This is a genomic window from Hoyosella rhizosphaerae (assembly GCF_014643175.1).
Classification (GTDB): domain Bacteria; phylum Actinomycetota; class Actinomycetes; order Mycobacteriales; family Mycobacteriaceae; genus Lolliginicoccus; species Lolliginicoccus rhizosphaerae.
Map to the genome: position 1 here is coordinate 857,609 of NZ_BMJH01000001.1, position 26,560 is coordinate 884,168.

Genomic DNA, 26,560 nt, shown 5'->3' on the forward strand with positions numbered 1-26,560 from the left:
AGAGATGAACGAGGACCAGGCAGACAAATGCCCGTTCTCAAAGCACCCCACTGCGGGCGGAGGAAACCGCGACTGGTGGCCCAACCAACTAAACCTCAAGATTCTCCGCAAATACCCCGCCAAAGCCAACCCAATGGACCCCGACTTTGACTACGCGGCAGAGTTCAACAGCCTGGACCTCGCGGCAGTAAAAAAGGACATCGCCGAAGTTCTCACCACCTCTCAGGACTGGTGGCCGGCCGACTTTGGGCACTACGGACCACTCATGATCCGAATGGCCTGGCACAGCGCGGGCACCTACCGAATTAAGGACGGCCGCGGCGGCGCTGGCAGCGGGCAGCAACGATTCGCGCCCCTTAACAGCTGGCCTGACAACGGAAACCTCGACAAAGCACGCCGCCTACTGTGGCCCGTCAAGCAGAAGTACGGGAAGAAGATTTCCTGGGCCGACCTGCTCATTCTCACCGGTAACGTCGCACTCGAAACCATGGGCTTTAAAACATTCGGGTTCGCTGGCGGCCGCGAAGACGTATGGGAGCCTGACGAGGACGTCTACTGGGGCCCTGAAACAGGGTGGCTCGACGACAACCGCTACAGCGGCGACCGCGACCTCGAAAACCCGCTAGCCGCTGTCCAGATGGGTCTGATTTACGTCAACCCTGAAGGCCCTAACGGCAACCCTGATCCCCTAGCTGCCGCAATCGACATCCGCGAAACCTTCGGCCGCATGGCCATGAACGACGAAGAAACCGTCGCGCTCATCGCCGGTGGCCACACATTCGGCAAGACACACGGTGCAGCCGACCCGGACGCAAATGTCGGACCGGAACCTGAAGGTGCACCGCTCGAAGAGCTAGGCCTCGGCTGGCGCAACGCTCACGGCACAGGAAAAGGTGGCGACGCCATCACCAGTGGCCTCGAAGGCATCTGGACCAACACCCCCACAAAGTGGGACAACACCTTCTTCGACATCCTTTTTGGATACGAATGGGAGAAGTTCAAGAGCCCAGCCGGCGCATGGCAGTACAAACCAAAAGACGGCGCAGGCGAAGGCACCGTGCCCAACGCCCACGGCGGTGGAACAACTCACCCCGTCATGCTCACGACTGACCTCTCGCTGCGGTTCGACCCAATCTACGAACCCATCTCACGGCGCTTCCACGAAAACCCAGACGAGTTTGCCGACGCTTTTGCTCGCGCATGGTTCAAGCTCACCCACCGTGACATGGGGCCAATCGCCCGGTACCTCGGCCCGGAAGTTCCGTCCGAGGAACTCATCTGGCAGGACCCAGTCCCCGCTGTTGACCACAAGCTGATCGACGACAAAGACGCCGCGAAGCTCAAGGCCCAGATCCTTGACTCCGGTCTCACCATCAGTCACCTTGTGTCCACCGCATGGGCGTCCGCATCCACATTCCGTGGCGGCGACAAGCGCGGCGGCGCCAACGGTGCACGCATCCGGCTCGAGCCGCAGCGCAACTGGGAAATCAACGAGCCGCAGCAGCTCGAGACCGTTCTCAGCACACTCAAAGGCATTCAAGAGTCGTTCAACGACGGCCAGAAGCGCGGAAAGCAGGTCTCCCTCGCTGACGTCATCGTGCTAGCTGGTTGCGCTGCAGTCGAAAAGGCAGCTCAGAACGCCGGAATCAAGATTGAGGTGCCGTTCACGCCAGGTCGAACCGACGCATCGCAAGAGCAGACCGACGCCGAGTCGTTTGAGCCGCTCGAACCGACTGCCGACGGTTTCCGCAATTACCTACGCGACGGCCACCAGTTGCCAGCGGAGCACTTGCTCATCGACCGAGCAAACCTCCTTACCCTCACCGCGCCAGAACTGACTGTTCTCATCGGCGGGTTGCGGGTTCTCGGAGCGAACTACAAGCAATCCTCCGCAGGAGTGCTGACGGACAAGCCTGAGACGTTGACCAACGACTTCTTCACCAACTTGCTCGATATGGGCATCGAATGGAAGTCAACGGACAAGTCGCAGAACCACTTCGAGGCACGAGACAGGGCAACCGGCGAGGTCAAATGGACCGGCACCCGTGTTGACCTGGTGTTCGGATCCAACTCTGAACTCCGCGCCCTCGCCGAGGTGTACGCATGCGACGACGCGCGCGAAAAGTTCGTGCGTGACTTCGTCGCAGCGTGGGACAAGGTTATGAACCTGGACCGGTTCGACGTTAAGTAGCACTGGCATGTGGGTGGGTCCGCGAGAATGTTCGCGGACCCACCCTTTGTTTTGCCGTGCACTGCCGTGCGGTGCCGTGCGGTGCCGTGCGCTGCCGCGCGGTGAAAATCTACCTGCGGAAGTACCCAAAACCCCATCAGTTAACGCGTATAACGCAGCCTTCCGCAGTCAGATTTTCAGCACAGCCCCAATCAACCGCGAAGCCGACCAAAACGTATCGTTAACCCCAATACCCAAGGTGCCCAATAAGCGAGGTAGACAGGTGACGCACGCGGAAATTTTTGAGCAACACCGTGGGCTGCTGTTCACTGTCGCGTACGAAATCCTGGGTGCCGCCACCGATGCTGAAGATGCTGTGCAAAACAGCTACCAACCATGGTCGGAAAGTGATCTCGACCAGATTCGCGATCCTCGCGCTTACCTCGTGCGGGTGGTAGGACGGCGTGCGCTTGACGTGTTGAGAGCCCAAGCTCGGCGCCGCGAAACCTATGTTGGGCCGTGGCTTCCTGAACCCGTCACGACCGGCCCTGATACCGAGGTCGATCTTGCCGAATCGGTGTCGATGGCCATGCTGCTGGTTCTTGAAACGCTGTCACCGACCGAACGGGCAGTGTTCGTTTTGCGGGAGGTTTTTGACTTTCCGTACGACGACATCGCGAAGGTTGTCGGCAAGACGCCCGATGGTGCCCGGCAGATCGCGCACCGCGCACGTGAGCATGTTGCCACCCGCAGGCGTCGCTACACCGCAGACATGGAGCAGGCCAGCGCGATTACTGTCGCATTCTTGGCGGCCACTCAGCAGGGTGATATCGCCTCGTTGGTGGCGATGCTCGCGCCGGATGCCGTTGCTATTTCTGACGGCGGCGGCATTGTGTCCGCGGCACGGCGTCCGGTCTCTGGCGCGGAACGTGTGGCCCGGTTCTTGGCTGGCCTTGCAGCGAAGAGTGCCCGTGGTGAAGCGAGCATCGACATCAGCTTTGCCATATCCAATGGGCTTCCCGGCGTTGCCGTACGCGAGGACGGTGTTCTTAGCGTTGTGCTGCAGTTCGAAATTGTCGATGGCGCTGTCCAGACAATTTATATGCATCGCAATCCACACAAATTGAGCATGGTTGGTTCAACTCCGACGATCATGCGGTGAGGATGCCCGGTGACCATCGACACCACCCAAACTAATAGGTACAGTCTGTCTCAGTAATTGTGAACGTCTAAGTTGACAATTGACACAAGGGGCAAGCATGGCACCGCATTTTGACGCCGTAATCGTAGGCGCAGGCTTTGGCGGAATGGGCGCTGCAATAGCGCTCAACGAACTAGGTCTTCACAACCTCGCGATACTTGAGCGCGAAGACGACCTCGGTGGAACGTGGCACGTCAACCGATACCCAGGACTTGCGGTCGACATCGCGTCCGTCACGTATTCCTACTCGTTCGAACCGAATCCCTACTGGTCGAGACTGTTCGCGCCCGGCGCTGAACTGAAGAAGTACGCCGAGCATGTCGCCGATAAGTACGACTTACGCAAATACATGCGCTTCGATACCGTCGTCACCGGAGCCGTCTGGAATAGCGAAGAACAGTTGTGGACCGTGTCCATCGCTGACCAAGAGCCTGTAACCGCGAGGTTCCTACTCACTGCCACAGGCTTCTTGTCACAACCGCACACACCTGACATCCCCGGTATCGACACCTTCACCGGCAAGATCATCCACACAACGGACTGGGACGACTCCTACAACCTCGATGGCCGCACAGTTGCCATCATCGGCACGGGCGCCACCGCTGTCCAACTCATTCCGAATCTCGCCAAACGGGCCAAAGAGCTGACTGTATTTCAGCGGACACCGATCTGGGTGACACCCAAAATCGACACCCCAATACCTCGCGCCGTGCAACGCATGTTTAGCGTTGCTCCCTTCACGCAGCGCGCCGCCCGCTTCGTTAACACGGCCATTCTCGAACTGATCATGGTCAGCGCCGTGCTGCACTTTAGGCAAGCACGGTTGCTTAACGCCGTAGCTGCTTCGGTCGCCAAACTTCACCTTCGGACACAAGTTAAAGATCCGGACTTGCGACGCAAGCTCACACCCGACTACGACTTCGGCTGCAAGAGGCCAACATTTTCCAACGAGTACTTTCGGACATTCAACAAACCACATGTGCGCCTCGAAACCTCCACCATCGAGCGGGTTGAATCGGATGGGATCGTCACTGTCGATGGCACCAAGACGACGATTGACACACTGGTGCTTGCTACCGGCTTCAACATATGGGACGTTAACTTTCCTGCCATCGACATCGTCGGGCGCGAGGGCCGCAACCTCGGTAAATGGTGGCGCGAGAACAGGTTCCAAGCTTTTGAAGGAATCAGCGTTCCGCAGTTTCCGAACTACCTAACCCTCGCGAGTCCGTATTCCTACAGCGGCTTGTCCTACTTCACCACGATTGAAGTCCAGATGAAGCACTTGCGACGAGTCATTCGCGAGGTACTACGCCGCGGCGCCACAACTTTTGAGGTAACAGAGGAAGCTAACAGCAATTACCTCGACCGGATGACCGCCAAGCTTGGAGATTCGGTGTTCTACCAGGGGAACTGCCAGACTGCGCGAAGCTACTACTTCAACCAGCACGGGGAAGCTGCGATCTTGCGCCCCACGTCAACTGTGACTGCCCTGCGGGAGGCATCACGGTTCCCGCTTGACAGCTATAACTACGCATAGGGCCCCTATGCCATCACGCTCAACTCGCCTACGCTGAGGTATGGCCATCTATCGCGACCGAATCCTGCCGCGGATCATCGACTGCGCGTGCGGCATGAAGATGACTGACCCACAACGCGAGCGAACCTGCGCAGGGCTCACTGGTGATGTGGTGGAACTCGGGTTCGGCTCAGGGTTAAACGTGCCGTTCTACCCATCAACCGTCACCAAGGTATCGGCGATTGAGCCCGCCGACGCTGCGTGGAAGCTGGCATCCAAACGGGTTAAGGCGTCGCGAATTCCGATTGAACGGTCTGGTCTGGACGGTCAGCAACTCCCATTAAGCGATGCAAGTTTCGACTGCGCGCTATCGACGTTCACGATGTGCACCATCCCGGACCTCGTCGCCGCGTTACGGGAGGTGCGTCGCGTCCTTAAACCCAATGGACGGCTACATTTTGTCGAACATGGCCTGGCACCTGACGCGAAGGTGCAGCGCTGGCAGAACCGGCTGAATCCTGTGCAGAACAAACTCTTTGGCGGGTGCAACCTGAATCGGCCCATTGTTGAAATGTTGGAGCAGGAAGGGTTCGTTGTCGACTGGGTGGATCGATTCTACGACCGAGGTGCCCCGAAGTTCCTGGGTGCAATGTCGTTGGGTGTCGTGCGCGTGTGACGTCGCCAATCCAGCGACCGCTCGGCTACGAATCATGAGGGACCCCTCCAACAGAAAGGGCTCATTATGGTGCACGTCCAGCGAACTTTCGTCGTCGACAAACCAATCGATGTCGTCGTCAAGTATCTCTCCGACTTCAGTAATACCGTGGATTGGGACCCGGGCACAGTTGCTTGCACGCGGCTCGACGACGGCCCGATTCGAGTGGATGCACAGTGGCGCAACGTCTCGCGCGTTCTCGGTAATGAAACTGAATTAACGTACGAGCTTGAGGTGTTCGAAGCCGACCGCGTGAAGTTCGTTGGCAAGAACAAAACCGCCACTGCGATCGACGATATTCGTTTGCGTTCTGAGAACGGCGAAACCGAAGTGCACTACACCGCGGACATCACATTTCACGGATTCGCGAAGCTCGCTTCACCGGTGATGCGATTGTTCTTTGAGCGGTTGGGCAGCAAGGTAGTCATCGACATGCAGGCTGCTGTCGCGGCTCTGTAAGTTACTCGCAGTCGATCCATTCGATGTAACCGCTGCCGGTGATCTCGTTTCCTTGCCAGTTACCGGTGTAGGTGTATGCGCCGACGTATCCGCGACCGTGTCCGTATCGCCACGGCGCGTCGATACGACCTTCGATGTTGAGCAGCGTCGAATTGCCGTCTCGAACAGTCCACCGGATTCGGGTGGGTACGCGCATCGGGCGGCCGTGAGGATCAAGAACTCGTTCTGGGTTGTATTCCAGGACCTCAAAATCGACGTCGTCGAATACGCTCGCTACGCCATCGACGGTTCGCATGTGCGCCAGTTTGCACGCTGTCACACCCGCTGTCCGGACGTCAGTGAGCAGCAGTTGCGTAGTGTCGTCAAGGTTCAGCACTTGATAGGTGAAAAAGTCGAGGGGCAGCTTCACCGGCTCTGGTAGCGGGGTCGACAGCAGCGATTGTGGTGACATATACCGGGCGTACTCCACTGTCCCGAGCCCACTGATGGGTGTTGTACCGCGCTCATCGGTGATGGTGCCGCTGTACGACGCCAACATGCTGAAATGGTCGCTGACCGGGTTCTTCAAGAACCACGACACTGCGTCTGTGGCACTGAGGGTGAGGTTGACGGACATGTGTTCGTAGCGCGCGTCGACGGTGTACGTCGGATGATCGCACGTGATGGTTAGGTCATCTCCCCAGCTGAGTGTGGATCCATCATCGGCGAAGTCACACTCGTCAATCGAGTCGTACCCCTGATAGTGGTGGGACGCACCGTGCGCCGTCGAGGACATGACGGTTGCGGTTGTTCGGGGATCGTCGCGCAGAATGTAGTTGTCGTCGAAGCACAGGGCCCCGGGGGTTCCGATCAGCGTCATCGTGTTGAGGTACCGGTATGGTTCCGGCAATGACGGAAGAAAGATTCCGAAGTGCGTGCATGCCCAACGCCGAGACAGCGTGTGCGGGACCATCATCGTTGGGTCGACACCAGGTGCTGTCGACGCTGTGATCCGCCGGTCAAGGCGTGGCAGCAGTCGTTTCACGACGGCAGTTGCGAATGCCTGCTGAGTGATATGTGCCATGGTTAGATTCCTGCCCGGAGAATGAGTGTGTTCGCTGCGTGTGGAGAAATCGAATCGATCAGCCGAATAATCCCGGCGTACCGAGAGTGCATTTGTGTGGGGCGCTTCTTCATAGCGGTGATCACCCAGCTGCTCGCCTGCTGTGGTGTGAGCGCGGCCAAGTTCTTGTAATGCTCGGTGGGGGCGATCATGGGTGTGCGGATGAGCGGAAAACCGATAGTTGTGACGTGAACCCCGGTATTTTCGGCGGCGAGGCTCCGCCCAAACGCGGCGATCGCGGCTTTTGATGCGTGGTAGGCGGCGAACTTCGGCATTAGTCCTGCGTGCACGCCCCAGGTGGCGATGTTGATGATGTGCCCATCACCCGACCTAGCCATTGTTGGCAGCACGCCGAGGCTCATCCTCACTGCTGCCAGGTAGTTAAGGTCTATGGTCCGTTGAAAGTCGTGGAGGCGGTCGACCGATTCCATGACGGGACGTCGAATTGAACGCCCCGCGTTGTTCACGAGGATATCGATTGTTCCCACTGTGGCGAGAAGCTTGCTGACCGCAGTCTCATCGGTGATGTCGCACTGATAGGTTTCGCAGGAACCGCCCTTGCTGACGATTCCCTGTCGAACCTCTGCTAGTCGATCTGCATTGCGCGCCACCGCAATGACGTGTGCACCTTCCGCGGCAGTGTCCTGTGCGAGCTGGGCGCCTACCCCGGATGACGCTCCAGTGATGAGCACCCTTTTGTCGCGTAGTTCAATGCCCCTGGTGAACAGTGTGCGGGGCGAGATCGGTGGACTCAACAGCCATGACGTCATCGGGAGCTCAATTCTTTTTGTTTGGGCTTCCATCCTGGTGGAGCGAAGATATAGCCCAGTTTGTCACGCCAAGTTGTCGCAGAGCGGACGTCTCGGATGATGCTTCCGTATTCGTGGTACTGGAGTTTGATGATGTTGTACGTGCCAACCGGTGTGGTGAGACCGTATGTGGGCTGGTGCTTTTCCTCTTCAAAGGTGCCGAACAGTCGGTCCCAGATGATGAAGACGCCACCGTAGTTCTTGTCGAGATATTCGGGGTCACTTCCGTGGTGCACGCGGTGGTGCGATGGTGTGTTGAAAATGTATTCGATCGGTCGCGGTAGCTTTCCGACAGTCTCTGTGTGGACGAAAAACTGGAAGATGAGGTTGAACCCGAAAACGACAAAGATTGCCCACGGTTCAAATCCCAATAGCGGAAGGGGAAGCCAGAAGAGTGCTTCCGCCCACGGGTTCCACTTTTGTCGGAGTGCTGTTCCGAGGTTGAAGTATTCGCTGGAGTGGTGGGCTTGGTGTGCGGCCCAACCGATGCGGACGCGGTGGGAAAACCTGTGGTAGCAGTACCAGGTGAAGTCGACGATGACGAATAGCAGGACCCAACTCCACCAGGTGTCAGCAGGAATATGCCAGGGCGCGAGATATGTCCAGATGAAAACGAAGAGCAGCAGGGTGAAGAGTTTGAAGAGTGCGTATGCGACGAGGGAACCGGCACCCATGCTTAGGGAGGTCCTTGTGTCCACACGGTTGTATCCACGAGCGTGGCCGTGTTCGTGGAACCGAAGCGCTGCAAGCTCGATGGCGATGAACACTGCGAACACTGGCAGCGCGTACACAACTGGGTTGTTTATTTGGTCCCAAATGTCGCTAAACATGGACCCCTCCTTAATTGACTGATTCGTAAGTTACGCTTTAGTCAATTAAAGTGTCAATACCCCCACCACTACACATGGTTGGATAAACCAGTGAGCACAGCAGGAACCAAAGGCGTCCCCCGCGCCGAACGCGAAACCCAAATACTCGACGTTGCCGCCAACCACATCGCACACGTCGGATACGCCGGGCTCTCCATCAACGACATAGCCACCCGTGCAGGAATCTCAAAACCACTGATATACAGCTACTTCCACACCAAAGACGGGCTCTACACCGCGTGTGTAGAACGCGCTGGGGCGAACCTCGGCCACGAAATCGAAAATGTAGTCACCGGCAGTGAACACAACATCACCATGGCGCACCGCACCCTCAAAGCGATCTTCACCGCACTCGAACCCCGCCCCGCAGACTGGAATGTCATCTTCGACCGGTCAGTTCCGCGCGACAGCGAAGCCGGAATCGCCGCAACCAAAGTCCGGCGCAGCATTGCCGCACAAGCCCAACGCGGCAGCGCCAACGTCTTGAACACTGCCGGAATCACCGACCCACTCGACGTGTCCGCATTCAGCGAAGTGTGGATGGGCGTCGTGACCTCTCTGGTCAACTGGTGGCTCCGGCACCCGTCCGAATCGGCATCAGATATGACCGCCCGCAGCGAACGACTCATCGCAGCAATAAGGTGAAGTATGGGCATAAATCCATCGAGAAGTTTTGGTCAAGCTGCACGCACCTACGCTGCCGCACGCCCCACCTACCCGCAGCAATTGCTGGCAAAAGCACTACGCGGAGTCACAGGACCCATCGTTGATTGCGGCGCCGGAACCGGCCTCCTCACAACAGTTTTGGCTGACCTCGGGTTAGAAGTCATCGCCGTTGACCCAGACCCAGCGATGCTCAACGAACTCGCCGCCACAGCGCCACACGTCCGACGCCTCATTGGTACAGCCGAGTCAATGCCAATCCCTGCCGGATCAATCGGCGCCGTCGTGTTTGGTCAAGCATGGCACTGGGTTGACCCCGATCAGGCATCGCACGAAGCAGACCGCGTCCTCACCCCAGGCGGATCATTAGTACTGGTGTGGAACATCCGTGACGACGCAACAGAATGGGTAGGCCAACTAACCAACATCATGGGTTTAAGCCCAGCAGAGCGGTTGATTCGAGACGGCGGCCCCACCGTCACCCAACCCTTTCAACAACGAGCGGTATTCACCCAGGAATGGGTGCGCACCTTGACCCCCGATGCGCTCCGAGGGCTCGTCCGCAGCCGCAGCCCCTACATCACAGCCAACCCAGAGCAACAGCGCGACGTCGATCATGCAGTAGATCAGCTGATCGCCACCCACCCATCGCTGGCAGGCAAAACAGAGCTGCACCTTCCCTACCGGACCTACGCGTTCGTCTACCAACGCGACTAGCTAGTCCTCGTCCCTCCGACGCCCGCGCCACCAACCTTTCAGCTTCCCCGGAGCGCCCGTCAGTGACCCAGTCGTCGTAACAAGCACGTGCGTCGACGCTTCAAGCGCAACATTCAACGCGATCTTCGCAACAGTTCCCGTCACCACATTCCGCACAGCAAGCGTCGTCGTGGGCTCAACAACTGAGCGGATCACTTCGCCAATCGCATCCTCGACTGCCTTACGCAACAGCGCATCAACTTCGTCGGATGACTGAAGGTCACGCGCATCGACGATACTGTCGACCGTCAGCACAACCCGTCGGGCAATGACAAGCGGAATACCGACAGTGACTTCCCCAGCAATCGTCCGGATAATTTCACCGCGAGCCTGCTCAGCAGCAAGATGAACCGCCGGACTCACCACCCCTGTAGCGGCACCTCGCGCAGCAACCCCGATGCTTTTCACAAGCAACGTCTGTGCGGATTCGCTCAACGGGTTGTCCGTCGCAAAATTCAACGCAGCCGTCAACGCGCCGTGCCCCGTATCCGCAATCTTCCCCGCACCTACCGCTGACGCAGCACCACCCACGGTCGCGGTGCCGTGCAGGATCCCCGACTTAACAAGATCAATCGACGTCGACACCGACGTTTCCACCAATGCCGGTATCGCAACATCCACAGTGGAATCCAAAGCCGCATCGACCATCCGAGTCACAGCCGCCATCGTCGTCTCGTTGACAAGAGCTGTACCCACCGCCTCTTTTGCGGCAGCCTCAAAACCTTGAGCAACCTGCGTCGAAGCGATAAACGACCCCACACCTTTCACCGCGTGCCCGAGCGGTGAAATAGCAAACAGGTGCGCCACCGTCGTCGCTACGCGACCCGGAGGACTCACCAACAACACTGCGGAAACAGTAATAGCCGTGTCGACAGCGGGATGCTTAACGACGACACGAGAAATGTCACCCGAAATACGCTTCGACACTTCGGCTGTCGCTGCGGAAGCAGCACCCTCAGCTGACTTTCGCGCCGAATCCCGAATGCGACGCACAGCCCGAGATACCGACAGCCCATCCTCGTCAGACGCCACGGGAATATCAGGTACTTCGCCGTCACCATCAGATGTTCCACTAGGCCTGCGGACGATCTCCACGACATTGCGCGCCACACGCAACGACACCCCCGCCACTGACACGGCATTGTGTATCGAAATCCAACTCATCGGGTAGCTCCCACCCAACACAACCCTCGACAGTCGTACATGGGTGCATGGTAAGCACCAGCAGCGCGGTAGCATTCCGAAACGGTCGAATCCGAAGGGTGCATGTTCAAACAAAAGGGTGGATGCTAGTAAGAACAGGGTGCCCGCCGACGAGTGCCCCACAAATTGGAAGGAGACCACCGACGATGTTCGCTGTGCTCGTCCTCGCACTGGGCGCATTGGTGACAGCGACAATCATGTCCTTCACCTCGCTGACTGGTGCAACATACTGGCGGGTAAGCGCCCTAATCTTATGGACCGGAGTTGGTTCCCTCATCGCCCGTGCAGTACTCGGCGACCGATCCGGACCAGTAGGTCTCACACAGGACTACGCATTCCTAGCGCCCATGGGAATCCTGCTTCTCGTCGTGGGAATCGTTGCAGTATTCGCCAAGGTCGCCACAAATGCGATGGACGCCATGGACCGCTACCGCCGACCACCAACACGGATGCGCCGGTGAGCCACACTCACACCACACAACATCCTTACGAAATTGTCACTTGCGCCCAAGTGATCCTACGAAGTATTCCGGATACGCTGAACCGGATACTTTGTGATTCGAATCTGCGTTTACGGCAAAGGAGCCGACAATAGTGGTCAATATCGCAGCTAATCCGGTGAATCAAAACGTCGCCATACTCAGCATTGGTGCGTACCGACCTGAGCACATCGTCAGCAACGACGAACTGTGTGAAGTTCTCGATTCCAACGATGAGTGGATCTACGAACGAAGCGGTATCCGCAACCGACGCTGGATAAGCGGCGACGAAACAGGCCGGTCCATCTCCGTTGCCGCCGCAGAGCGCGCCATCCGCAACGCAGGAATTGATCGCGCCGAGATCGGCACCCTCATCTTGGCAACAAGCACCTGGCGAACAATAACCCCACACGGTGCACCCGAAGTCGCCTTTGATCTCGGCATCAACGGCGTCGCCGCATTCAACGTCACATCAGGGTGCAGCGGATTCGGATACGGTCTCGCTTGCGCAGCCGACCTCGTGCGTGCAGGCACGTCCAAATACGTGCTCGTCATCGGCATGGAAACCATGTCCGAAGGCATCGACCGCACCGACCGCGGCACCGCTTTCATCTTCGGCGACGGCGCCGGTGCCGTCATCGTTGGCCCAAGCGAAGTCAACGGCATCTCCCCCACCGTATGGGGAAGTGATGGCGAAAACGCTCCAGCAATTCGCCAAAACCTCGACCTCGTCGAATACATGGACCGCGCCGAAGCCATGCAAGGCACAGACGCCTCCGTCGAAAAAATGGGACGCCTCAGCCTCGTAATGGAAGGCCCACGCGTCTTCCGCTGGGCGGCGATCACCCTACCCAAAGCCTTGAAGAGCACCCTCGACGCATCCGGGCTTTCAGTCGACGATATCGACGTCTTCATCCCCCACCAAGCCAACTCCCGCATCAACGATCTAATGAAGAAGAACCTTGGTCTTCGCGACGGCGTTCCTGTCGCGAACGATATCGAAAACACAGGAAACACCTCAGCGGCATCCATCCCCCTCGCCATGGAAGAAATGCTCGCCACCGGAAAGGCGAAGGGTGGCCAGATCGCACTCCTCCTCGGCTTCGGAGCTGGTCTGAGCTACGCCGGACAGGTCGTCATGCTCCCGCCAGCGCCCGCCGAAGCAAGCTTGTAGAGGGGCATTTAGGTCCGCAAGTACGGGTTCGGGTGGTTCACGGTTTTTGATGCCGCCGACAAAGCAGCAGGATAATTCCGCGCCCGAGCCTTCACTTCATACAAACCAGCGAACAACTCTTCCTTGAGCTTCTCCTGGCCGTCTCCGATCGCGCCCCGCTCAATACGGTCAAACAGAATCGCAATCTCCGTCACGACGGCATGGTAATCGCGCAAACCCTTTTCCACCTCAGAGCCATACTGGCGACGAACGTGCTCACGCCAACGACCGCGGCTCACCAAACATGCCAGGTGTGGAACCTCATGCGGCGGAATGAGCTGCGCAGACACCATCGCAGGCAACTGCCGTGCCACTACCTTCTGCAAACGGCGACGCTGCCACACCACAAGCACAATCGTTGCAACGAACGTAGGAATCATCACCAGCGCGTAGACGTACAGGAAGCCCACACCGTCAAGAATCAGCGTCGAGCCGTTCCACAAACCATGCAAAACCATTCCCAGCACCAACCCAACAACCGGTGCTAATACCTTGACGGACTTGTATCGGCTTTGAACCGCCAGACCCAATCCGATACCAAACATCACGGTAAACAACGGATGCGCGAACGGGCTCATCACACAGCGCAAAATGAAGAGAACTAGGCCGCCCTCCAGGCCTTCTTCACGCAGAGCAGCTGATAAGTAAAAAATGTTCTCCGTGAAGGCAAAACCTAGTCCCACCAGGCCCGCATAAACGATCCCATCAACAACACCATCGAACTCACGACGCCTAAACCAAAACAACCACACCAAGAACAGGCCCTTGCAGACTTCCTCCACAACAGGTGCCGTGATACTCAGACTCAACGCCAATTCATTTGACGTCGGCAGCACCGCCATCCAAGTCAGGTTAAACAGCAGGCTACCGATAACTGCCGCAACAATAGCGATGCTCGCACCCCACAAAAATGCCGCGAGCAGCATTCTGCCGGGCTCTGGCTCCCACCGATCAATCCACAAGAACAACATCGCGATCGGAATCACCGGGAGAAACGCAAGACCCGTCGCCACCACAGCAACGTCAATGCCCATCGTCACTGCTGACAACGCGACCAACATCATGGCCACGATGGCCATAGCCACCATCACAACAATCGGCACCAATGCCCTGCGATTGTGCTGAACATTCCACTGCGTGTGGTGTGGCATCGGCGGTGCCTGCTGCAGATGGCGCACTTATCCCCCTGAGTTCGGTATATACGCAAGTACACGTTTCGTCTTCGCAGTATTTCACGCGCCAATCGAGTAAATGGCTGTCGCATTAGCGAGATCACACGACCATCAGAGGCCGCACCGCGCGTGGTCCTCTCCTCCCGACGCGCAGTGCGGGTGTGCGATCTCCTCCTTTGATGCCCATTTCTGTGCATCTGTTGGGGTATGACGCAAGGGAGGTGGATCTGGTTCCGTTTCCGGATTTTTCTTGTGGGAGCTGTCCTGCCGCCGGGCCGGGTCCCGGGGCCGCCGGGCTCAGCACCCCTGCCCGGCCCGGCTCGGCACTCCGCGCCCGGGCGGCCCGGCTCGGCCCGGCTCGCCAAATTCATCTGCGGACGTCAACGCAACCCCCGAAAAACAGGCAGTATCCGCGACATACGCAGATGGATCCGCAGCATCGAAGCACACGCGTAATCCCCAACGTGGTGTTATCCACACCTCTCCGCCACGGTCGCTCACCATCTCCCCATCGGTAGCCAAACTGTTCACACATGGCGCGTCCCAGAAGAACCCACCTACCAGACTCACTACAAGCCGCAATCGCAGCTGGGGAAGGCCTGATCAGCGCGGATAAACCAACCTCGCGCCAGTATCTCCACTCCCTGGGCAGGAAAGGACTGCTGACGAAACTGGCGCATGGTCAGTACACCGGCACCGAATTGTGGGGCGGCCTCAGTGGTTGGGAGCAATTTGCTCTAGCATCGCGCGCATACCAACGATCCTGCGGTGATCACACGTATCTCGCCGGGTGGTCTGCGGCGACGCTGAACGGATTGCCCCAACTGGGGCGACCCCCACAGCTACCCGACGCGGTCCACTCTAACCCGAAACCGGTAGGTGCCCAACGCAATCAGCATGGTCGAACCCGACGGGAGTTCGTTCCCCCACAACATTTGCGCGAGTATAACGGCGTCCCAGCGACTGGCGTTGGGTACACGGCGAGCACCATCGCGCTGTCGGCTTCGCTGCCTATCGCACTTGCGGTGGGCGACCATGCTCTGCGGCGTGGAGCAAACCTCATGAACGCAACCAGAGATATGAAGGGACGCAGTGGGATAACCCGCACGCGATGGGTGGCTAACCATGCGACGGGACTTGCAGAATCCCCGTTGGAGTCTCTCGGTCGATTTGCTGCGTATGCGGGCGACCTCCCGCTCCCCATCCCCAATGCCTGGGTCGGCGATGGTAAACCGATGTTTCGCCTGGATGGCCTGTGGCCGTGGCACTGGGCGGGGTTTGAAGCAGACGGCGCAGTGAAGTACAACAACCGGGCTGATGCGTCGAAGATCGTGTTTGACCAAAATGAACGGGAGTGGTTGTTGCGGCGGCTGTCTCTTGACCTGTGCCGGTTCGGCTGGCAGCTGGCGTATCCCCGACTCGATGAGCTGATACTGCGGTTTGCCCAATTGCTAGCTGCCAACCCGGTTCGCCACGAGCCGATCCGATGGTGGAAGCACGATCCGCTGCTTGGTCCGGTGGAGCCGGAACCTGATGACTGGCCCAGTAAATACCCCTCGGGAATCGTCCTGCCGCCCCGCTGGTGGGTCGACACCCGCTGACCCCCTGAGCCCCTGAGCCCCCAGAGCCCCCGCGCCGAATCCATCTGCACACGTCAACAAAACCACCCGAAAACCAGCAGTTTTGACGACTCCCGCAGATGGATTTGCAAAAAGGAGGCGTCACAACCAGCCTCGTGACTGCGCGATCTGCGCAGCCTCGCCGCGTGTGGATGCACCAGTTTTTCCGATGGCGGATGACAGGTAGTTGCGAACCGTCCCTTGAGATAGGTGGACGTGCCGTGCGATCGAGGCGACGGTGGCTCCGGTAAGTGCATGTAGCAGCACCTGCCGTTCGCGTTCTGTGAGCGGGTTGATCCCATCGACGAGGGTTTCTGAGGCGAGGGCTGGGTCGATGACGCGCAGGCCAGCATGGACGCGGCGAACGGCATCGGCGAGCTCACGCGCCGGGGTGTCTTTCACAACGAAGCCCCTAGCTCCCGCATCAATCGCGCGGCGCAAATAACCCGCCCGACCGAACGTCGTCACGATGAGCACGTGTGTATCCGGGAATCGCTCCCGCACAGCGGCTGTTGCTGCGATTCCGTCGATTCCGGGCATTTCGATGTCGAGCAGACAGACGTCGGGCTGGTGTTCCAGCACTGCCTGGACGACTTCGTCTCCGCGGGCTACTTCGGCGACCACGGACAGGTCGGGTTCAAGCTCGAGCAACGCGGCGAGAGCGCCTCGGACTAGGGCTTGGTCGTCGGCGAGCAGAATCTTGATCACGGCACTGACACCTCTACGCGTGTTCCTTTACCTTGGGTGGCTGCGATGTCGACTTGGGCGCCTGCTGCTGCGGCTCGTTCGCGCAGTCCGCGTAACCCTTGGCCTTCGGGCAGTGGCCCGTTGCCGTGCCCGTCGTCGCTAATGGCGACTGAGCGTGGGTCCAGCGTGATCACGCAGCGGTTCGCTCCGCTGTGCCGAATGATGTTGGTGACGGCTTCACGGACGGCCCACGCGAATACCTCCTCCGCACCGTCGCGTACTTCTGGGACGGTTTCGGGGAGGTTGCCGTGTATCCCGGCGGCTGTCAGCGCTGTTCGTGCACTTAACAGCTCCTCTTTGAGGCTGCGGGTTCGCATTCTTGTCACTGTAGAACGTACCTCCGCGAGCGCTTCCCGAGCGAGGGTGTGTAGTTCGGCGAGTTCGCGTTTAGCCCGGTCGGGGTCAGAGTCGATGAGGCGCGCGGCCAGTTCGGCCTTCACAGAGATCACGGTGAGGCCGTGCCCAAGAATGTCGTGGACGTCTCTGGCGATTCGGTCTCGTTCGGCCACCGTGGTCAATTGTTCTTGAAGTTCTCGTTGCGATTCTTCCTTTTCGAGCATGACCCGTGACAGTGCGGATACAAAACTCACTGGTACTAGGAAGAGGAGGAATACCCAGTACTCGCCGAACTGGCCGGCACCAATGAGACTGGGCCCCACGAGCACCAGCACGACGGTGGCAATTGCTAAGCCAACAGCCCGGCGCATCGGCCAGGCAAAGAACACGTAGCTGATGATGAAAGCCGTCATGCCCATCGCGCCTAGTCCGATGAGGATCGCCATGAGTGACGTGATTGCGACCATCCCGAGGACGACGAGGTTGGCCTGGAGGTCGTCGTCTCCGATGCACCGCAGGGAAACCAGGCCGTAGACAAAGACTGCGGCGAAGACGATGAGCAGCGCCACACCGATCATCATGCCGACTAGTGATTGATCCGACATGAAGAGTTCTCGCGCGGGAAAGACGAGGAAGACTAACCACACCGCGCCGAACACCCAGCTGTGGTCCTGCTCTTCGGTCATCTCTTTGCCAGAGCTCGACGCGACATGATGGTCGCGACTGTCCCGAAGATGATTGCCCATGCGATGACGTTTACCACAGGAATCCACAACGATTCGCCCGACATTCCTGCGTAGGTGCCTTCCGTTTGCGGATAGCGCGCGAGCGCCACCATGCCGTACATCGGTGTGAACTTCGCGATTGTCAGCATTGTCCCGGTCAGGGGGATGAATACGTTGCCTAGGAACGCGAGGATGACGAGGAGTCCTCCTGCTGCACTCAGTGCTGCTTCGGTGCGGAAAGCGAATCCGACGGCGAGTCCGAAGAGCGCAAAGATTGCGGAGCCTAGCCAGCACAGAAGCGCGGAAAGGATCCACACGTTTGGTGGGGCTTGTGCGCCGAAGAAGAAGCCGAGTGAGTACACCACGAGGATGGGCATTGCGGCGACGCCGAGAGCCACGATGGCTTTGATGGTGACAAACCCTGATGATGTGAGCGGCGTAAGTGCGAGTTGCCGACCCCATCCCTGAAACTGCTCGACAGCGACGGAGCCGCCGATTGACAGTGTCGCCATCGCGGCGCCGTAGCAGGCCATGGACGTCATGATTACGGCGGCGACGTTGCCGGAACCGGCGGGTTCGGACCCAAATTCCGTTAATGCGCCGAAGACGAGGTAGAAGGCACCCGGTAGCAGCGCGATGAAGAACATGTTGGGGAAGTTCCGGATTGTTCGCCAATACTCAGTGGTGACGTAGGTGGTGCTCATAGTGACACCTCTTCCTTGGTATCAAGGCTGTCGGAGGTGAGGGCGACAAATGCTTGCTCAAGGTTTGCTGAGGTGATTTCGAGGTGGTTGCCCAGGTTGTGCATGAGGAGGTAGCGGGCTACTGCGTCGGAGTCTCGGCATGTGATTGTCATGCGTCCTCCGCGCACTGTGACATCGTGGACACCGTCGAGCGTGAGAACGGCTTCGCGCACGCGCTCGACCGCCTGGACAGCGACCTCGGCAACGACGGTTCTGCCTGTTGTTCGGGCTCTTATTTCGGCGGTGGAGCCGTCGGCGACGATCTTTCCGCGCGACATCAGGATCACTCGGTTGGCGAATGTGTCTGCCTCTTCGAGGTAGTGGGTCGCAAAGATGATCGTTCGTCCTTGCCGCGCTTCGGCGTGCATGGTGTCCCAGAATTCGCGGCGGGCACGCACGTCCATTCCTGCTGTGGGTTCGTCCAGGATGAGCAATTCGGGGTCGGCGAGCAGCGCGAGCCCAAACTTCAGGCGTTGCTGTTGGCCACCGGAACACTTTGACACCATGTGCCGGGCAATGGTGGTGAGGCCAGCACGGTCGAGCACTTCGTCAAGTGGTAGTGGCCGGGGCATGAGGGACGCGACCGCTTTGAGTGTCTCGCGGACGGTGAGGTCGGCGAGTAGTCCGCCTGTCTGTAGGACTGCTGACACTGCACCGTCCTCGATTGCGGCGCGGGGTGATCCCCCGAAGACGCGGACTTCGCCGTGATCTGGTTGGCCGAACCCCAATACGAGGTCGAGTGTGGTGGTTTTTCCTGCACCGTTAGGTCCGAGGAGCGCGACTACTTCACCGCGCTGGATCGTTAGGTCGACGCCCTGAACCGCGTGGACCTGTGTGCCGCCTCGTTGCCGGAAACTTTTGTGTAGGTCGCGTATTTCCACTGCGGGTGGTTGGTTGGTCATGCTTCTACGGTGTCAGCGCCAGCGCTTGAGGCCTCGGATCAGATGTCACGAGATTGATGTGACAGTTGTCATTCCCGATCGACCCGGGAAGGTGCCGTTCAGCCACGCCGAAGGGCGGTGAGGCGCATCGGCAATCCGTCCGCGGGAAATGGCAGCGAACTGGTGTCCCACCGCACCTGATACGACTCGGGAAGTTCGAGTTGATAGGTAGCGAGAAGGCGGCAGAGGATAGTTTTCACCTCTAATATCCCGAATCGCATTCCGATGCACCGGTGCGCACCGCCGCCGAATGGCACAAAGAGGAACGGGTGCTGTTTGTGCTCGTTGCGGTGTGAGGAGAATCGGTCTGGGTCGAATGTTTGTGGGTTTGTCCAGTACTCCGGGAGTAGGTGGTTGACCCAGGGGTCGACGAGGAGGAAACTGCCTCCGGGAACGTAGTGGCCGAGAAGTTCAGTGTCGGTGGTGGTTTCGCGGACGAATGCGGGGACGGGGCCGACGAGTCGGAGCGATTCGTTGATGACGTTATCTAACGTGGTGAGGCTGTCGAGAAAAGCTGGGGTGATGGGGCCGTTGTGGGCGGCGATTTCGTCGCGTACGGCGTTTTGCCACTCGGGGTGGCGTGCAAGGTTGTAGGCCGCGACGGTGGTGGTGATCGTTGCGGTGTCGTGCGCCGCCATCATGAGGAAGATCATGTGGTTGACGATGTCGTCGTCGTGAAAGGTTTCGCCGTCGTCGGATGCGGCGTGACACAGCGCGGAGAAGAAGTCTGGGCTGGTGGTGCGGCGCTTTTCAGGTATTGCGTCGCGGAAGTATTTTTCTAGGACGCGTCGACCGTGGATCCCGCGAGACCACCGTCCGCCAGGTACTGGGTAGCGCACGATTGCTGTGCCACCGCGGACAGCGGCGATGAAGGCATCGTTGAGGTATTCGACGTTAGTGTCTGCCGTGTTGGTGTCTGCAGCCATGAACACATGTGCGGCAACGGTGAGGGTGAGTTGTTTGAGCATTGGGTACAGCTCGAGTTCGTGGTCGTGCGGGGTGGTTGCGATCTGTTCGTTGATCACGGCGTCGGCGATGTTGGTGTAGCCGTTGAGTCGTTCGCGGGTGAAGGCTGCTTGCATGATTCGGCGGTGGTAGCGGTGTTCGTCGCCGTCGAGGAGCATGAGTCCGCGGTGGAAGAAGGTGTCGATGAGGTAGCGCCAGCCACCTTGGGAGTAGGTGTTTTCTTTGTTGGCGAGTACTGCTTGGGTGCCTTCGGGGCCTGCGACTGCTACGCCGCGGCGCCCGAATACGGTGGCCCATGAGATGGGGCCGAACTGCTGGTATCTGCGCAGTTGGTAGTCGGCACCGAGGCGCATGAGTTCGAAGGTGTGGCCAATGAACGGCAGTCCGGGGTCACCGGGAATTGGTTTGAGGTCGCTGCCTGGTGGGGGTGTCGCGAAGGGTTGGGTGCGCCAGTGATGTTTTTCGAGTTTTTCGGCGATGTACCCGGTGCCGGGGGTGGTGGCGAGTGTGGGTTTGTGCCGTTCGACGGCGTCGCGAATTTTTTGTGGGTTGATGAGTGTCGTCATTGCGGGCCTCTCCGTTGACGCCAGCTAGCTCTACCTCACCACATCGTTGTGGTGTATCTCACAATGTACCCGTTGACACTTAACAATCAAACGTAAATGATCACACCTTGTTGGCTAAGTACACCGTGTTGGCTGAATCCTTGCCTTGCAGACGATTCTCAAAGGTCACTATGTGAGCGGAGGCAGGACCGATCGCGTTCCCGAGCATTTCGGTGAACTGATCGTCAGGGGCGTCGTTGGACCACAGTGCGAATACGCCACCCGGCGTGAGGTGTTTCGCCATGCCTTGCAGCCCTTCGGGGGTATAGAACGACGCGTGGCTTGGGTGCAAAACGTGACTGGGCGAATGGTCGATGTCGACGATAACGGCATCGAATTTTGCGTCGGCAATTTCGGGGTCGAGGGACTCTGAACGTGCAAGTTCGAAGAAGTCGGCGTGTACGAACTGGCACCGTAGGTCTTCGACGAGCCTGTCTCCGGCGGGAATCAGTTGACGTTCATGCCATGAGATCACATGCTCTAACGCGTCAATGACGATGAGTGATTCGACGCGAGAATCAGCGAGCACAGTAGCGGCGGTGTACCCGAGACCAAGTCCACCGACTGCCACTGATAGGTTTTCGCCTTCAAGTTTCGCAAGTGCGAGTAGCGCCAGTTCTTCTTCTGCCACCGTGAACAGGCTAGACATGAGGAAATCATCGTCGAGTTTTACTTCGAAGACGTCACATTTAAAGGTGGGGTCGAAACGTCGCCGTAGGGAAATTTCGCCCATTGGGGTTGTGCCCCAGCCAAGTTCTTCGAAGCGCATCGCACCACCCTACTCTCGCGCCGCGCTGTGGGCGCGCGACGCGAGGGGCGTGACAATTACCGATTTACAAGTCGATCATTCCGGGGGCGGCTGTGCTGTTGCGCATCGGCAATTCGCTTCTCAGCAATTTGATCGGCGGCCTTGGCTGGCGTGATGTTCGCGGCCGCGGCGAGGGTGAAGACCTCTTGCGCGGTGTCAAAGATTCGCAGAGTTTTCGCACGGGCGCGATCGGGATCAAAGCCTTGCAGTTCGTCTTCGACTTGGATCACTCCACCAGCGTTGACGAGGTAGTCGGGTGCGTAGAGGATCCTTCGTGCGGCTAGCTGCTCATCCACCCCAGGGTGGGCGAGTTGATTGTTGGCGGCGCCGCACACAATGTTGGCACGCAGTTGTGCGACCGTCTCTGTCGTCAGTGCACCACCGAGTGCGCAGGGCGCGTAAATATCGATGTCACCGGAGATGAGAGTGGCAGTGTCGGCGACAGCTTCGACGTCAGGGTGTGCCTGCCGAAGCTGGTGAACGGCAGCGTGGTTGACATCTGTGACATAGACCTTTGCGCCGTCTTTCACGGCGTGTTCGGCGAGGAGTCGGCCGACTTTGCCGACGCCAGCGATGCCTACGCGCTTTCCAGCAAGCGACGGTGAACCCCATCGGAATTCTGCGCTTGCTCGCATTCCTTGAAACACACCGTAGGCCGTCATGACTGACGAGTCACCGGAGCCTCCGTGTTCCACGGAACGCCCGGTTACGTAGCGGGTTTCTTCGCCGATGATGTCCATATCTGCAACGTATGTGCCGACATCGCAGGCTGTGATGTATCGACCGCCGAGGGATTCGATGTAGCGGCCATATGCGCGTAGCAAGTCAGGTGTTTTGATCGCGGCGGGATCGCCAATGATGACGGCCTTGCCGCCGCCCAGGGGAAGGCCCGCGAGTGCTGTCTTGTAGGCCATGCCGGTGGACAGGTTCATGACGTCAGTGAGGGCGTCGTGTTCGCTGGCGTAGGGGTAGAAGCGCGTGCCGCCGAGTGCAGGGCCAAGCGCTGTGGAGAAGATGCCAACTATGGCTTTGAGGCCGGTGTGTTGGTCGGAAAAGAATACGACCTGCTCATGATGAGTGGGCCGGTCAAAAACGCCCGAAACTGGTGTAGCTGCGGAAGTCACTGTGGTGTCTCCTTGAGTTATGGTGCGGTTGTTGGCTTGTGGCTACAACCTGGTTGAGCAACCCCGTGTGATGTGGGTCACTGAACACCATTGTGACATGAAAGCATCAACGGTTGTAACCCGACACCGGGCGGCCGCAGACGTGCTTAAGTGAGGTATGCGCCGAGTTGCCGTGGGTTTGGCTGTCACTACTTCACTTTTTGCCGTGGGAATGTCGTCCGTTGCGGCGCAACCGCTGACGGGGTCGGCGGATGGAACTGACGGCCTGAATCCCCTTCTTGCGGTGGCGTACACACTCGCCGAAGCCGAGGCTCGCGCTCAGGGGGTTCCGATGTGGGTGACATCGGGATTTCGAACACGCGCAGAACAGCAACGTCTATGGGAGCAAGGCGTTGCAACGTATGGCAGCCCGGAAGCTTCCCGCCCTTGGGTGCTGCCCCCGGATGAGTCGACGCATGTCACTGGTGATGCGCTAGATATTGGACCGGCGGAGGGTGCCGCGTGGATGAAGGCGAACGGGCATCGTTACGGCGTGTGCCAGACGTATGCCAACGAGTGGTGGCATTTTGAGTTTGCGACGCTGCCAGGTACTCCGTGTCCGGCCCCGCTTCCTGATGCAAGCTGGCGATAGCCTCTGGGCTCACTCGAAACCTGTGTAGCGCCCCTCGGGTGTGCGTCGCGCCTGCAGAACACCAACAACGGCTGCAGTGTCTAGCGGGCCGTAAATATGGGGGAAGGAAATGTTGGCATCCACCCCTGGTGGTGGCGCAGGAGAGGGAGCTTCCCACCGGATCGGAGCGGCCACGTTCTCGGGGTTGATCTCCAACGCCACCACGTCACCGACCCAGTGCACATAGAAGCGGTTGGCAACTGCCACGAGTGTGTCGAGGTTGCCGGTGCAATGGATAAAGCCTTCGGCGTCCAGTGAGGGCGGTCGAAACAACGCGTCGTTGCACGATTCGAAGTCGTCGCGCCGCACAAGGTGCCAGATACTCATCTATCTAGTGCGCTAGTGCGCGTTGAGATCCGCGATCCTGGTAGGCGGTTTTGGATGCATCAATCATGTCGAAACCGTCAGTCACGATGGCGCCGATCTCATACACAATCGCCGCGATAGCCCGGGTGATGAGCACTGCAATCTGTCCCACGTGATTGACCGCGGACTCCAACAGTGTTTGGACGTGCTGAAGCGACTCTGTGAGGAAGTCTCCTAGTTCACGCACGACATCTGCTAGCAGTCCGGTGGCAATGACGGCGATCTGGCCGACGTGGTTGACAGCAGAAACGATTAGTTCCTGAACATTGTCTTTCCCCGTTTCTACGGCGCCTACAGTCATGTCGTCCTCCCCGAGCACAGTGTGTTGTCTGCGATGACAGTACAGGGGCGCGGAGGGCGTCGTCGATAAGGTGCGATGAACTTCTCTTTCCGTGCAAGTCCAACTATGTGAGGCCCGATCTCACGGGACACCAGGTGCAGACTAAGGAGAAGCGATGCCGTCAATCAGCTCACCACGAATCATCCCCAACCTCTGGTTCAACACCAACGGGGCAGATGCTGTGGACTTCTACGTTTCCGTATTCCCTCACTCCCGTGTCACCAACACGACTTACTACACAGACGCAGGCCCGGGCCCGGCGGGATCGGTGCTGACCGTTGATTTCGAACTCGGCGACCTGAAGCTGACAGCAATCAACGGCGGCGCAGATTTTCCCTTTACCGAGGCAATTTCCTTCCTGGTGCTGTGCGCCAACCAAGAGGAGGTCGACTATTACTGGGACATGCTCACAGATGGTGGTTCGGAGGTTCAATGCGGTTGGCTGAAAGACAAGTTTGGGTTGTCGTGGCAGATTGTCCCGGAGGGCATGGAAAAGTTGTTGGCTGGCGATGACGCAGAGGCTGCCACCCGCGCATTCAACGCGATGTTCGGCATGAAGAAGATTGACCTCGCCGCACTGCAGGCTGCATACAACCGAGAGTAAATCCGGGTCATCACCCGTTCCATCCGATTGCTTGCGTCACAAGAAGAAAGACGACAGCGATGCCGCACCAGGCCGCGAAAAGCGGAAGGTAGAACCGCACCCACTTTTGCCACGGCACTCCCGCAATCGCTAGTGCAGCCATGAAGTACCCGGATGTGGGAAACAGAATATTGCCCAGTCCGTCGCCGAATTGGAAAGCGAGTACTGCGGTTTGCCGGGTGACGTCGAGGACGTCGGATAGCGGCGCCATGATGGGCATTGTGACGAGTGCTTGTCCGCTGCCTGATGGAATAACAAAGTTGAACAGCAATTGGCTGACGAACATCCCGAGCGCGGCTAGCGCCACGGGCATTCCACTGACAGCGTTTCCGATCCCGTAGACGATGGTGTCCATGATCTGGCCGTCTTCGAGAATGACGGCCACGCCACGGGCCACGCCTGCGATGAGTGCACCGAGGAGTACTTCGCGGAATCCCCTCTCAAATGCCTCACTGATCGCTGTTGGGGTTAACCCGGCGATCAGGCCGACGACGATTCCTATCCCGATGAACACGCCCGCCATCTCGACCATGAACCATCCGAGGCGGACTACACCGAAGATCATCACCGCAAACCCAATGGCCGTTGCGGCGGCAGCGAGCTTGTGTCGAACGGTCATGTGAGGCGGGTCGGCGATGAGTACGTCGCGGTATTCGTTTCGCTTGGCTGCTTCTTTGTCGTCGTTGGCTAGGAGCCCGAGGGACGGATCGCGACGCACCTTTCGGGCGTAACGCAGCACAAACCATGTGGCGCTTCCGACGAGTGCGGCGAGGACAAGTAGGCGGACGAGAGCGCCGGAGTATCGGTCGACCTCTGCGATTTCCTGCCCCAAACCGGTGGTAAACGGGTTGAGCACGCCTGCGGTGAAGCCCGCCGCGGTGGCACACAATGCGACTGCTGCTGCCGTTACTGAGTCATAGCCGAGCGCGATGAGGAGCGGCAGGATGACTGGAATGTAAACGAGCGACAATTCTGACGTTCCAATGATCGACGCGATGAACGCGAAGATTGCCATGAGCACGGCGATCATGAGGAGACTGTTGTTGGCGAAGCGTCGCCCGAGTCGATCCACTGCGATACCGATGATCCCGGTTGAGCGCAAGACCATGAACATGCCGCCCGTGACGAGCACGAAGATGACAACAGCGCTTGCGCTGACCACGCCGCGCGGAACTGCTGTCAGGAAGTCGAGAATGCCTGCGGGTGCGGAGTCGATGAATCGGAACGTGTCGGGGTCGATGCGTGACCGACCGTCGTCGGTGGCGATGCGCTGGTACTCCCCCGCTGGGATGATATGTGTCGCTATCGCGGCGACAGCGATTAACCCGACGAGGATCGAAAAGATGTGCGGAAAAACGAAATTGCGAGCGGAAGGCTTTTCCGTCGCGCAAGTTGAGGCACCCGGAGTGCCGTCTTTCACCGTCATGTCCACGCCTTACCGTCATCCCACTGAGACCGATATGGGATGACGGTAGGTTTCGTGAATAACGCGGCACAACGCCGATGTCGGACTCGGCGATACTGTTGACGGAAGTGTTACTCGCGCGTGAATGCCTAGGTGAAGGTGGTCACATCGCGTTACGTTGCGGCAACCCCG

At 58.8% G+C, this 26,560-nt stretch carries 27 protein-coding genes; 12 read left to right on the plus strand and 15 right to left on the minus strand.

Annotation, left to right across the window (positions count from 1 at the left end):
* The first annotated feature begins 4 nt into the window (after positions 1–4).
* From katG to IEW73_RS03990, 5 genes are all read left to right on the plus strand, one after another.
* The gene (gene katG / locus IEW73_RS03970; protein WP_188672849.1) at positions 5–2,191 is read left to right on the plus strand and encodes a catalase/peroxidase HPI; all 2,187 of its coding nucleotides are present in this window, start codon (positions 5–7) and stop codon (positions 2,189–2,191) included.
* Positions 2,192–2,453: 262 nt separating this feature from the next.
* Positions 2,454–3,332 carry an RNA polymerase sigma-70 factor gene (locus IEW73_RS03975; protein ID WP_229675721.1) on the plus strand — a complete coding sequence of 293 codons (879 nt, stop codon included), beginning with the start codon at positions 2,454–2,456 and terminating at the stop codon, positions 3,330–3,332.
* A 97-nt stretch (positions 3,333–3,429) separates the two neighbouring features.
* Entirely contained in the window at positions 3,430–4,911 is a 1,482-nt protein-coding gene (locus IEW73_RS03980; RefSeq protein ID WP_188670888.1) for a flavin-containing monooxygenase, read from the plus strand.
* 40 nt (positions 4,912–4,951) lie between these two features.
* Positions 4,952–5,566 (plus strand): class I SAM-dependent methyltransferase, encoded by a 615-nt coding sequence (locus IEW73_RS03985; protein ID WP_188670891.1) that lies wholly within the window; start codon positions 4,952–4,954, stop codon positions 5,564–5,566.
* Between the two features lie 66 nt (positions 5,567–5,632).
* Positions 5,633–6,064 (plus strand): SRPBCC family protein, encoded by a 432-nt coding sequence (locus tag IEW73_RS03990; protein WP_188670893.1) that lies wholly within the window; start codon positions 5,633–5,635, stop codon positions 6,062–6,064.
* A 1-nt stretch (position 6,065) separates the two neighbouring features.
* Here IEW73_RS03990 and IEW73_RS03995 read toward each other — a convergent pair whose 3' ends face one another.
* From IEW73_RS03995 to IEW73_RS04005, 3 genes are read right to left on the minus strand one after another with little or no spacing between them, the layout of a single operon-like run.
* Positions 6,066–7,127: a DUF6670 family protein gene (locus IEW73_RS03995; RefSeq protein WP_188670895.1), complete on the minus strand. Its 1,062-nt coding sequence runs from the start codon at positions 7,125–7,127 to the stop codon at positions 6,066–6,068.
* A gap of 2 nt (positions 7,128–7,129) precedes the next feature.
* Positions 7,130–7,936 carry an SDR family NAD(P)-dependent oxidoreductase gene (locus IEW73_RS04000; protein WP_229675726.1) on the minus strand — a complete coding sequence of 269 codons (807 nt, stop codon included), beginning with the start codon at positions 7,934–7,936 and terminating at the stop codon, positions 7,130–7,132.
* Entirely contained in the window at positions 7,933–8,805 is an 873-nt protein-coding gene (locus IEW73_RS04005) for a sterol desaturase family protein (RefSeq protein WP_188670899.1), read from the minus strand. Before IEW73_RS04005 ends, IEW73_RS04000 begins: the two co-directional genes overlap by 4 nt.
* Before the next feature lie 90 nt (positions 8,806–8,895).
* On the opposite strand from IEW73_RS04005, the gene IEW73_RS04010 reads away from it, so the two are divergent.
* Both IEW73_RS04010 and IEW73_RS04015 read left to right on the plus strand, forming a co-directional pair.
* Positions 8,896–9,489 carry a TetR/AcrR family transcriptional regulator gene (locus IEW73_RS04010; RefSeq protein ID WP_188670901.1) on the plus strand — a complete coding sequence of 198 codons (594 nt, stop codon included), beginning with the start codon at positions 8,896–8,898 and terminating at the stop codon, positions 9,487–9,489.
* A gap of 3 nt (positions 9,490–9,492) precedes the next feature.
* Complete coding sequence (locus tag IEW73_RS04015; RefSeq protein WP_188670903.1) at positions 9,493–10,224, plus strand: class I SAM-dependent methyltransferase; 732 nt, start codon at positions 9,493–9,495, stop codon at positions 10,222–10,224.
* Here IEW73_RS04015 and IEW73_RS04020 read toward each other — a convergent pair whose 3' ends face one another.
* Positions 10,225–11,427 carry a hypothetical protein gene (locus tag IEW73_RS04020; protein WP_188670905.1) on the minus strand — a complete coding sequence of 401 codons (1,203 nt, stop codon included), beginning with the start codon at positions 11,425–11,427 and terminating at the stop codon, positions 10,225–10,227.
* 185 nt (positions 11,428–11,612) lie between these two features.
* Between IEW73_RS04020 and IEW73_RS04025 the strand changes: the two genes are divergently transcribed.
* Together IEW73_RS04025 and IEW73_RS04030 are read left to right on the plus strand one after the other, a co-directional pair.
* Positions 11,613–11,927: a hypothetical protein gene (locus tag IEW73_RS04025; RefSeq protein WP_188670907.1), complete on the plus strand. Its 315-nt coding sequence runs from the start codon at positions 11,613–11,615 to the stop codon at positions 11,925–11,927.
* A gap of 133 nt (positions 11,928–12,060) precedes the next feature.
* Positions 12,061–13,119 carry a beta-ketoacyl-ACP synthase III gene (locus tag IEW73_RS04030; RefSeq protein WP_188670909.1) on the plus strand — a complete coding sequence of 353 codons (1,059 nt, stop codon included), beginning with the start codon at positions 12,061–12,063 and terminating at the stop codon, positions 13,117–13,119.
* A gap of 8 nt (positions 13,120–13,127) precedes the next feature.
* Here the strand turns inward: IEW73_RS04030 and IEW73_RS04035 are convergent, their stop codons facing one another.
* Positions 13,128–14,336, minus strand: coding sequence for a PrsW family intramembrane metalloprotease (locus IEW73_RS04035; protein ID WP_229675731.1), 1,209 nt, complete (start codon positions 14,334–14,336; stop codon positions 13,128–13,130).
* 527 nt (positions 14,337–14,863) lie between these two features.
* Here IEW73_RS04035 and IEW73_RS04040 point away from each other — a divergent pair.
* On the plus strand, positions 14,864–15,931 hold the full coding sequence (locus IEW73_RS04040; RefSeq protein ID WP_188670911.1) for a hypothetical protein: 1,068 nt from the start codon (positions 14,864–14,866) through the stop codon (positions 15,929–15,931).
* Between the two features lie 120 nt (positions 15,932–16,051).
* On the opposite strand, the gene IEW73_RS04045 is transcribed toward IEW73_RS04040, so the two are convergent.
* The 7 genes from IEW73_RS04045 to IEW73_RS04075 all read right to left on the minus strand — a co-directional run bounded on the left by IEW73_RS04045 (position 16,052) and on the right by IEW73_RS04075 (position 22,944).
* Positions 16,052–16,657 carry a response regulator transcription factor gene (locus tag IEW73_RS04045; RefSeq protein ID WP_188670913.1) on the minus strand — a complete coding sequence of 202 codons (606 nt, stop codon included), beginning with the start codon at positions 16,655–16,657 and terminating at the stop codon, positions 16,052–16,054.
* Positions 16,654–17,778: a sensor histidine kinase gene (locus tag IEW73_RS04050; protein WP_188670915.1), complete on the minus strand. Its 1,125-nt coding sequence runs from the start codon at positions 17,776–17,778 to the stop codon at positions 16,654–16,656. The genes IEW73_RS04045 and IEW73_RS04050 overlap by 4 nt, the downstream gene beginning before the upstream one ends.
* Positions 17,715–18,461, minus strand: a complete 747-nt coding sequence (locus tag IEW73_RS04055) for an ABC transporter permease (RefSeq protein ID WP_188670917.1) — start codon at positions 18,459–18,461, stop codon at positions 17,715–17,717. Before IEW73_RS04055 ends, IEW73_RS04050 begins: the two co-directional genes overlap by 64 nt.
* Entirely contained in the window at positions 18,458–19,402 is a 945-nt protein-coding gene (locus IEW73_RS04060; protein ID WP_188670919.1) for an ABC transporter ATP-binding protein, read from the minus strand. The genes IEW73_RS04055 and IEW73_RS04060 overlap by 4 nt, the downstream gene beginning before the upstream one ends.
* Positions 19,403–19,500: 98 nt before the next feature.
* Positions 19,501–20,973 (minus strand): cytochrome P450, encoded by a 1,473-nt coding sequence (locus tag IEW73_RS04065; protein ID WP_188670921.1) that lies wholly within the window; start codon positions 20,971–20,973, stop codon positions 19,501–19,503.
* A 100-nt stretch (positions 20,974–21,073) separates the two neighbouring features.
* Complete coding sequence (locus IEW73_RS04070; RefSeq protein ID WP_188670923.1) at positions 21,074–21,781, minus strand: polyamine aminopropyltransferase; 708 nt, start codon at positions 21,779–21,781, stop codon at positions 21,074–21,076.
* Between the two features lie 56 nt (positions 21,782–21,837).
* Complete coding sequence (locus tag IEW73_RS04075; RefSeq protein WP_188670925.1) at positions 21,838–22,944, minus strand: Glu/Leu/Phe/Val family dehydrogenase; 1,107 nt, start codon at positions 22,942–22,944, stop codon at positions 21,838–21,840.
* Between the two features lie 157 nt (positions 22,945–23,101).
* On the opposite strand from IEW73_RS04075, the gene IEW73_RS04080 reads away from it, so the two are divergent.
* Positions 23,102–23,575 carry a M15 family metallopeptidase gene (locus IEW73_RS04080; RefSeq protein WP_188670927.1) on the plus strand — a complete coding sequence of 158 codons (474 nt, stop codon included), beginning with the start codon at positions 23,102–23,104 and terminating at the stop codon, positions 23,573–23,575.
* 9 nt (positions 23,576–23,584) lie between these two features.
* On the opposite strand, the gene IEW73_RS04085 is transcribed toward IEW73_RS04080, so the two are convergent.
* Both IEW73_RS04085 and IEW73_RS04090 read right to left on the minus strand, forming a co-directional pair.
* Positions 23,585–23,941 (minus strand): DUF952 domain-containing protein, encoded by a 357-nt coding sequence (locus tag IEW73_RS04085; protein WP_188670929.1) that lies wholly within the window; start codon positions 23,939–23,941, stop codon positions 23,585–23,587.
* Between the two features lie 4 nt (positions 23,942–23,945).
* Positions 23,946–24,281, minus strand: coding sequence for a hypothetical protein (locus tag IEW73_RS04090; RefSeq protein ID WP_188670931.1), 336 nt, complete (start codon positions 24,279–24,281; stop codon positions 23,946–23,948).
* Positions 24,282–24,435: 154 nt separating this feature from the next.
* Here IEW73_RS04090 and IEW73_RS04095 point away from each other — a divergent pair, with 154 nt between their 5' ends.
* On the plus strand, positions 24,436–24,924 hold the full coding sequence (locus tag IEW73_RS04095; RefSeq protein ID WP_188670933.1) for a VOC family protein: 489 nt from the start codon (positions 24,436–24,438) through the stop codon (positions 24,922–24,924).
* A gap of 10 nt (positions 24,925–24,934) precedes the next feature.
* On the opposite strand, the gene IEW73_RS04100 is transcribed toward IEW73_RS04095, so the two are convergent.
* Positions 24,935–26,389: a YfcC family protein gene (locus IEW73_RS04100; protein ID WP_188670935.1), complete on the minus strand. Its 1,455-nt coding sequence runs from the start codon at positions 26,387–26,389 to the stop codon at positions 24,935–24,937.
* Positions 26,390–26,560: the final 171 nt, after the last annotated feature.

What these genes read in the sequence shown, in the direction of transcription:
- IEW73_RS04090 (WP_188670931.1), bottom strand. Translation starts at nt 24,281, where the DNA reads ATGACTGTAGGCGCCGTAGAAACGGGGAAAGACAATGTTCAGGAACTA.
- IEW73_RS04000 (WP_229675726.1), bottom strand. Translation starts at nt 7,936, where the DNA reads ATGACGTCATGGCTGTTGAGTCCACCGATCTCGCCCCGCACACTGTTC.
- IEW73_RS03985 (WP_188670891.1), top strand. Translation starts at nt 4,952, where the DNA reads ATGGCCATCTATCGCGACCGAATCCTGCCGCGGATCATCGACTGCGCG.
- IEW73_RS04005 (WP_188670899.1), bottom strand. Translation starts at nt 8,805, where the DNA reads ATGTTTAGCGACATTTGGGACCAAATAAACAACCCAGTTGTGTACGCG.
- IEW73_RS04050 (WP_188670915.1), bottom strand. Translation starts at nt 17,778, where the DNA reads ATGGGCAATCATCTTCGGGACAGTCGCGACCATCATGTCGCGTCGAGC.
- IEW73_RS03990 (WP_188670893.1), top strand. Translation starts at nt 5,633, where the DNA reads ATGGTGCACGTCCAGCGAACTTTCGTCGTCGACAAACCAATCGATGTC.
- IEW73_RS04055 (WP_188670917.1), bottom strand. Translation starts at nt 18,461, where the DNA reads ATGAGCACCACCTACGTCACCACTGAGTATTGGCGAACAATCCGGAAC.
- IEW73_RS04080 (WP_188670927.1), top strand. Translation starts at nt 23,102, where the DNA reads ATGCGCCGAGTTGCCGTGGGTTTGGCTGTCACTACTTCACTTTTTGCC.
- IEW73_RS03995 (WP_188670895.1), bottom strand. Translation starts at nt 7,127, where the DNA reads ATGGCACATATCACTCAGCAGGCATTCGCAACTGCCGTCGTGAAACGA.
- IEW73_RS04060 (WP_188670919.1), bottom strand. Translation starts at nt 19,402, where the DNA reads ATGACCAACCAACCACCCGCAGTGGAAATACGCGACCTACACAAAAGT.
- katG (WP_188672849.1), top strand. Translation starts at nt 5, where the DNA reads ATGAACGAGGACCAGGCAGACAAATGCCCGTTCTCAAAGCACCCCACT.
- IEW73_RS04065 (WP_188670921.1), bottom strand. Translation starts at nt 20,973, where the DNA reads ATGACGACACTCATCAACCCACAAAAAATTCGCGACGCCGTCGAACGG.
- IEW73_RS04085 (WP_188670929.1), bottom strand. Translation starts at nt 23,941, where the DNA reads ATGAGTATCTGGCACCTTGTGCGGCGCGACGACTTCGAATCGTGCAAC.
- IEW73_RS03980 (WP_188670888.1), top strand. Translation starts at nt 3,430, where the DNA reads ATGGCACCGCATTTTGACGCCGTAATCGTAGGCGCAGGCTTTGGCGGA.
- IEW73_RS04040 (WP_188670911.1), top strand. Translation starts at nt 14,864, where the DNA reads ATGGCGCGTCCCAGAAGAACCCACCTACCAGACTCACTACAAGCCGCA.
- IEW73_RS04095 (WP_188670933.1), top strand. Translation starts at nt 24,436, where the DNA reads ATGCCGTCAATCAGCTCACCACGAATCATCCCCAACCTCTGGTTCAAC.
- IEW73_RS04025 (WP_188670907.1), top strand. Translation starts at nt 11,613, where the DNA reads ATGTTCGCTGTGCTCGTCCTCGCACTGGGCGCATTGGTGACAGCGACA.
- IEW73_RS04020 (WP_188670905.1), bottom strand. Translation starts at nt 11,427, where the DNA reads ATGAGTTGGATTTCGATACACAATGCCGTGTCAGTGGCGGGGGTGTCG.
- IEW73_RS04015 (WP_188670903.1), top strand. Translation starts at nt 9,493, where the DNA reads ATGGGCATAAATCCATCGAGAAGTTTTGGTCAAGCTGCACGCACCTAC.
- IEW73_RS04070 (WP_188670923.1), bottom strand. Translation starts at nt 21,781, where the DNA reads ATGCGCTTCGAAGAACTTGGCTGGGGCACAACCCCAATGGGCGAAATT.
- IEW73_RS04100 (WP_188670935.1), bottom strand. Translation starts at nt 26,389, where the DNA reads ATGACGGTGAAAGACGGCACTCCGGGTGCCTCAACTTGCGCGACGGAA.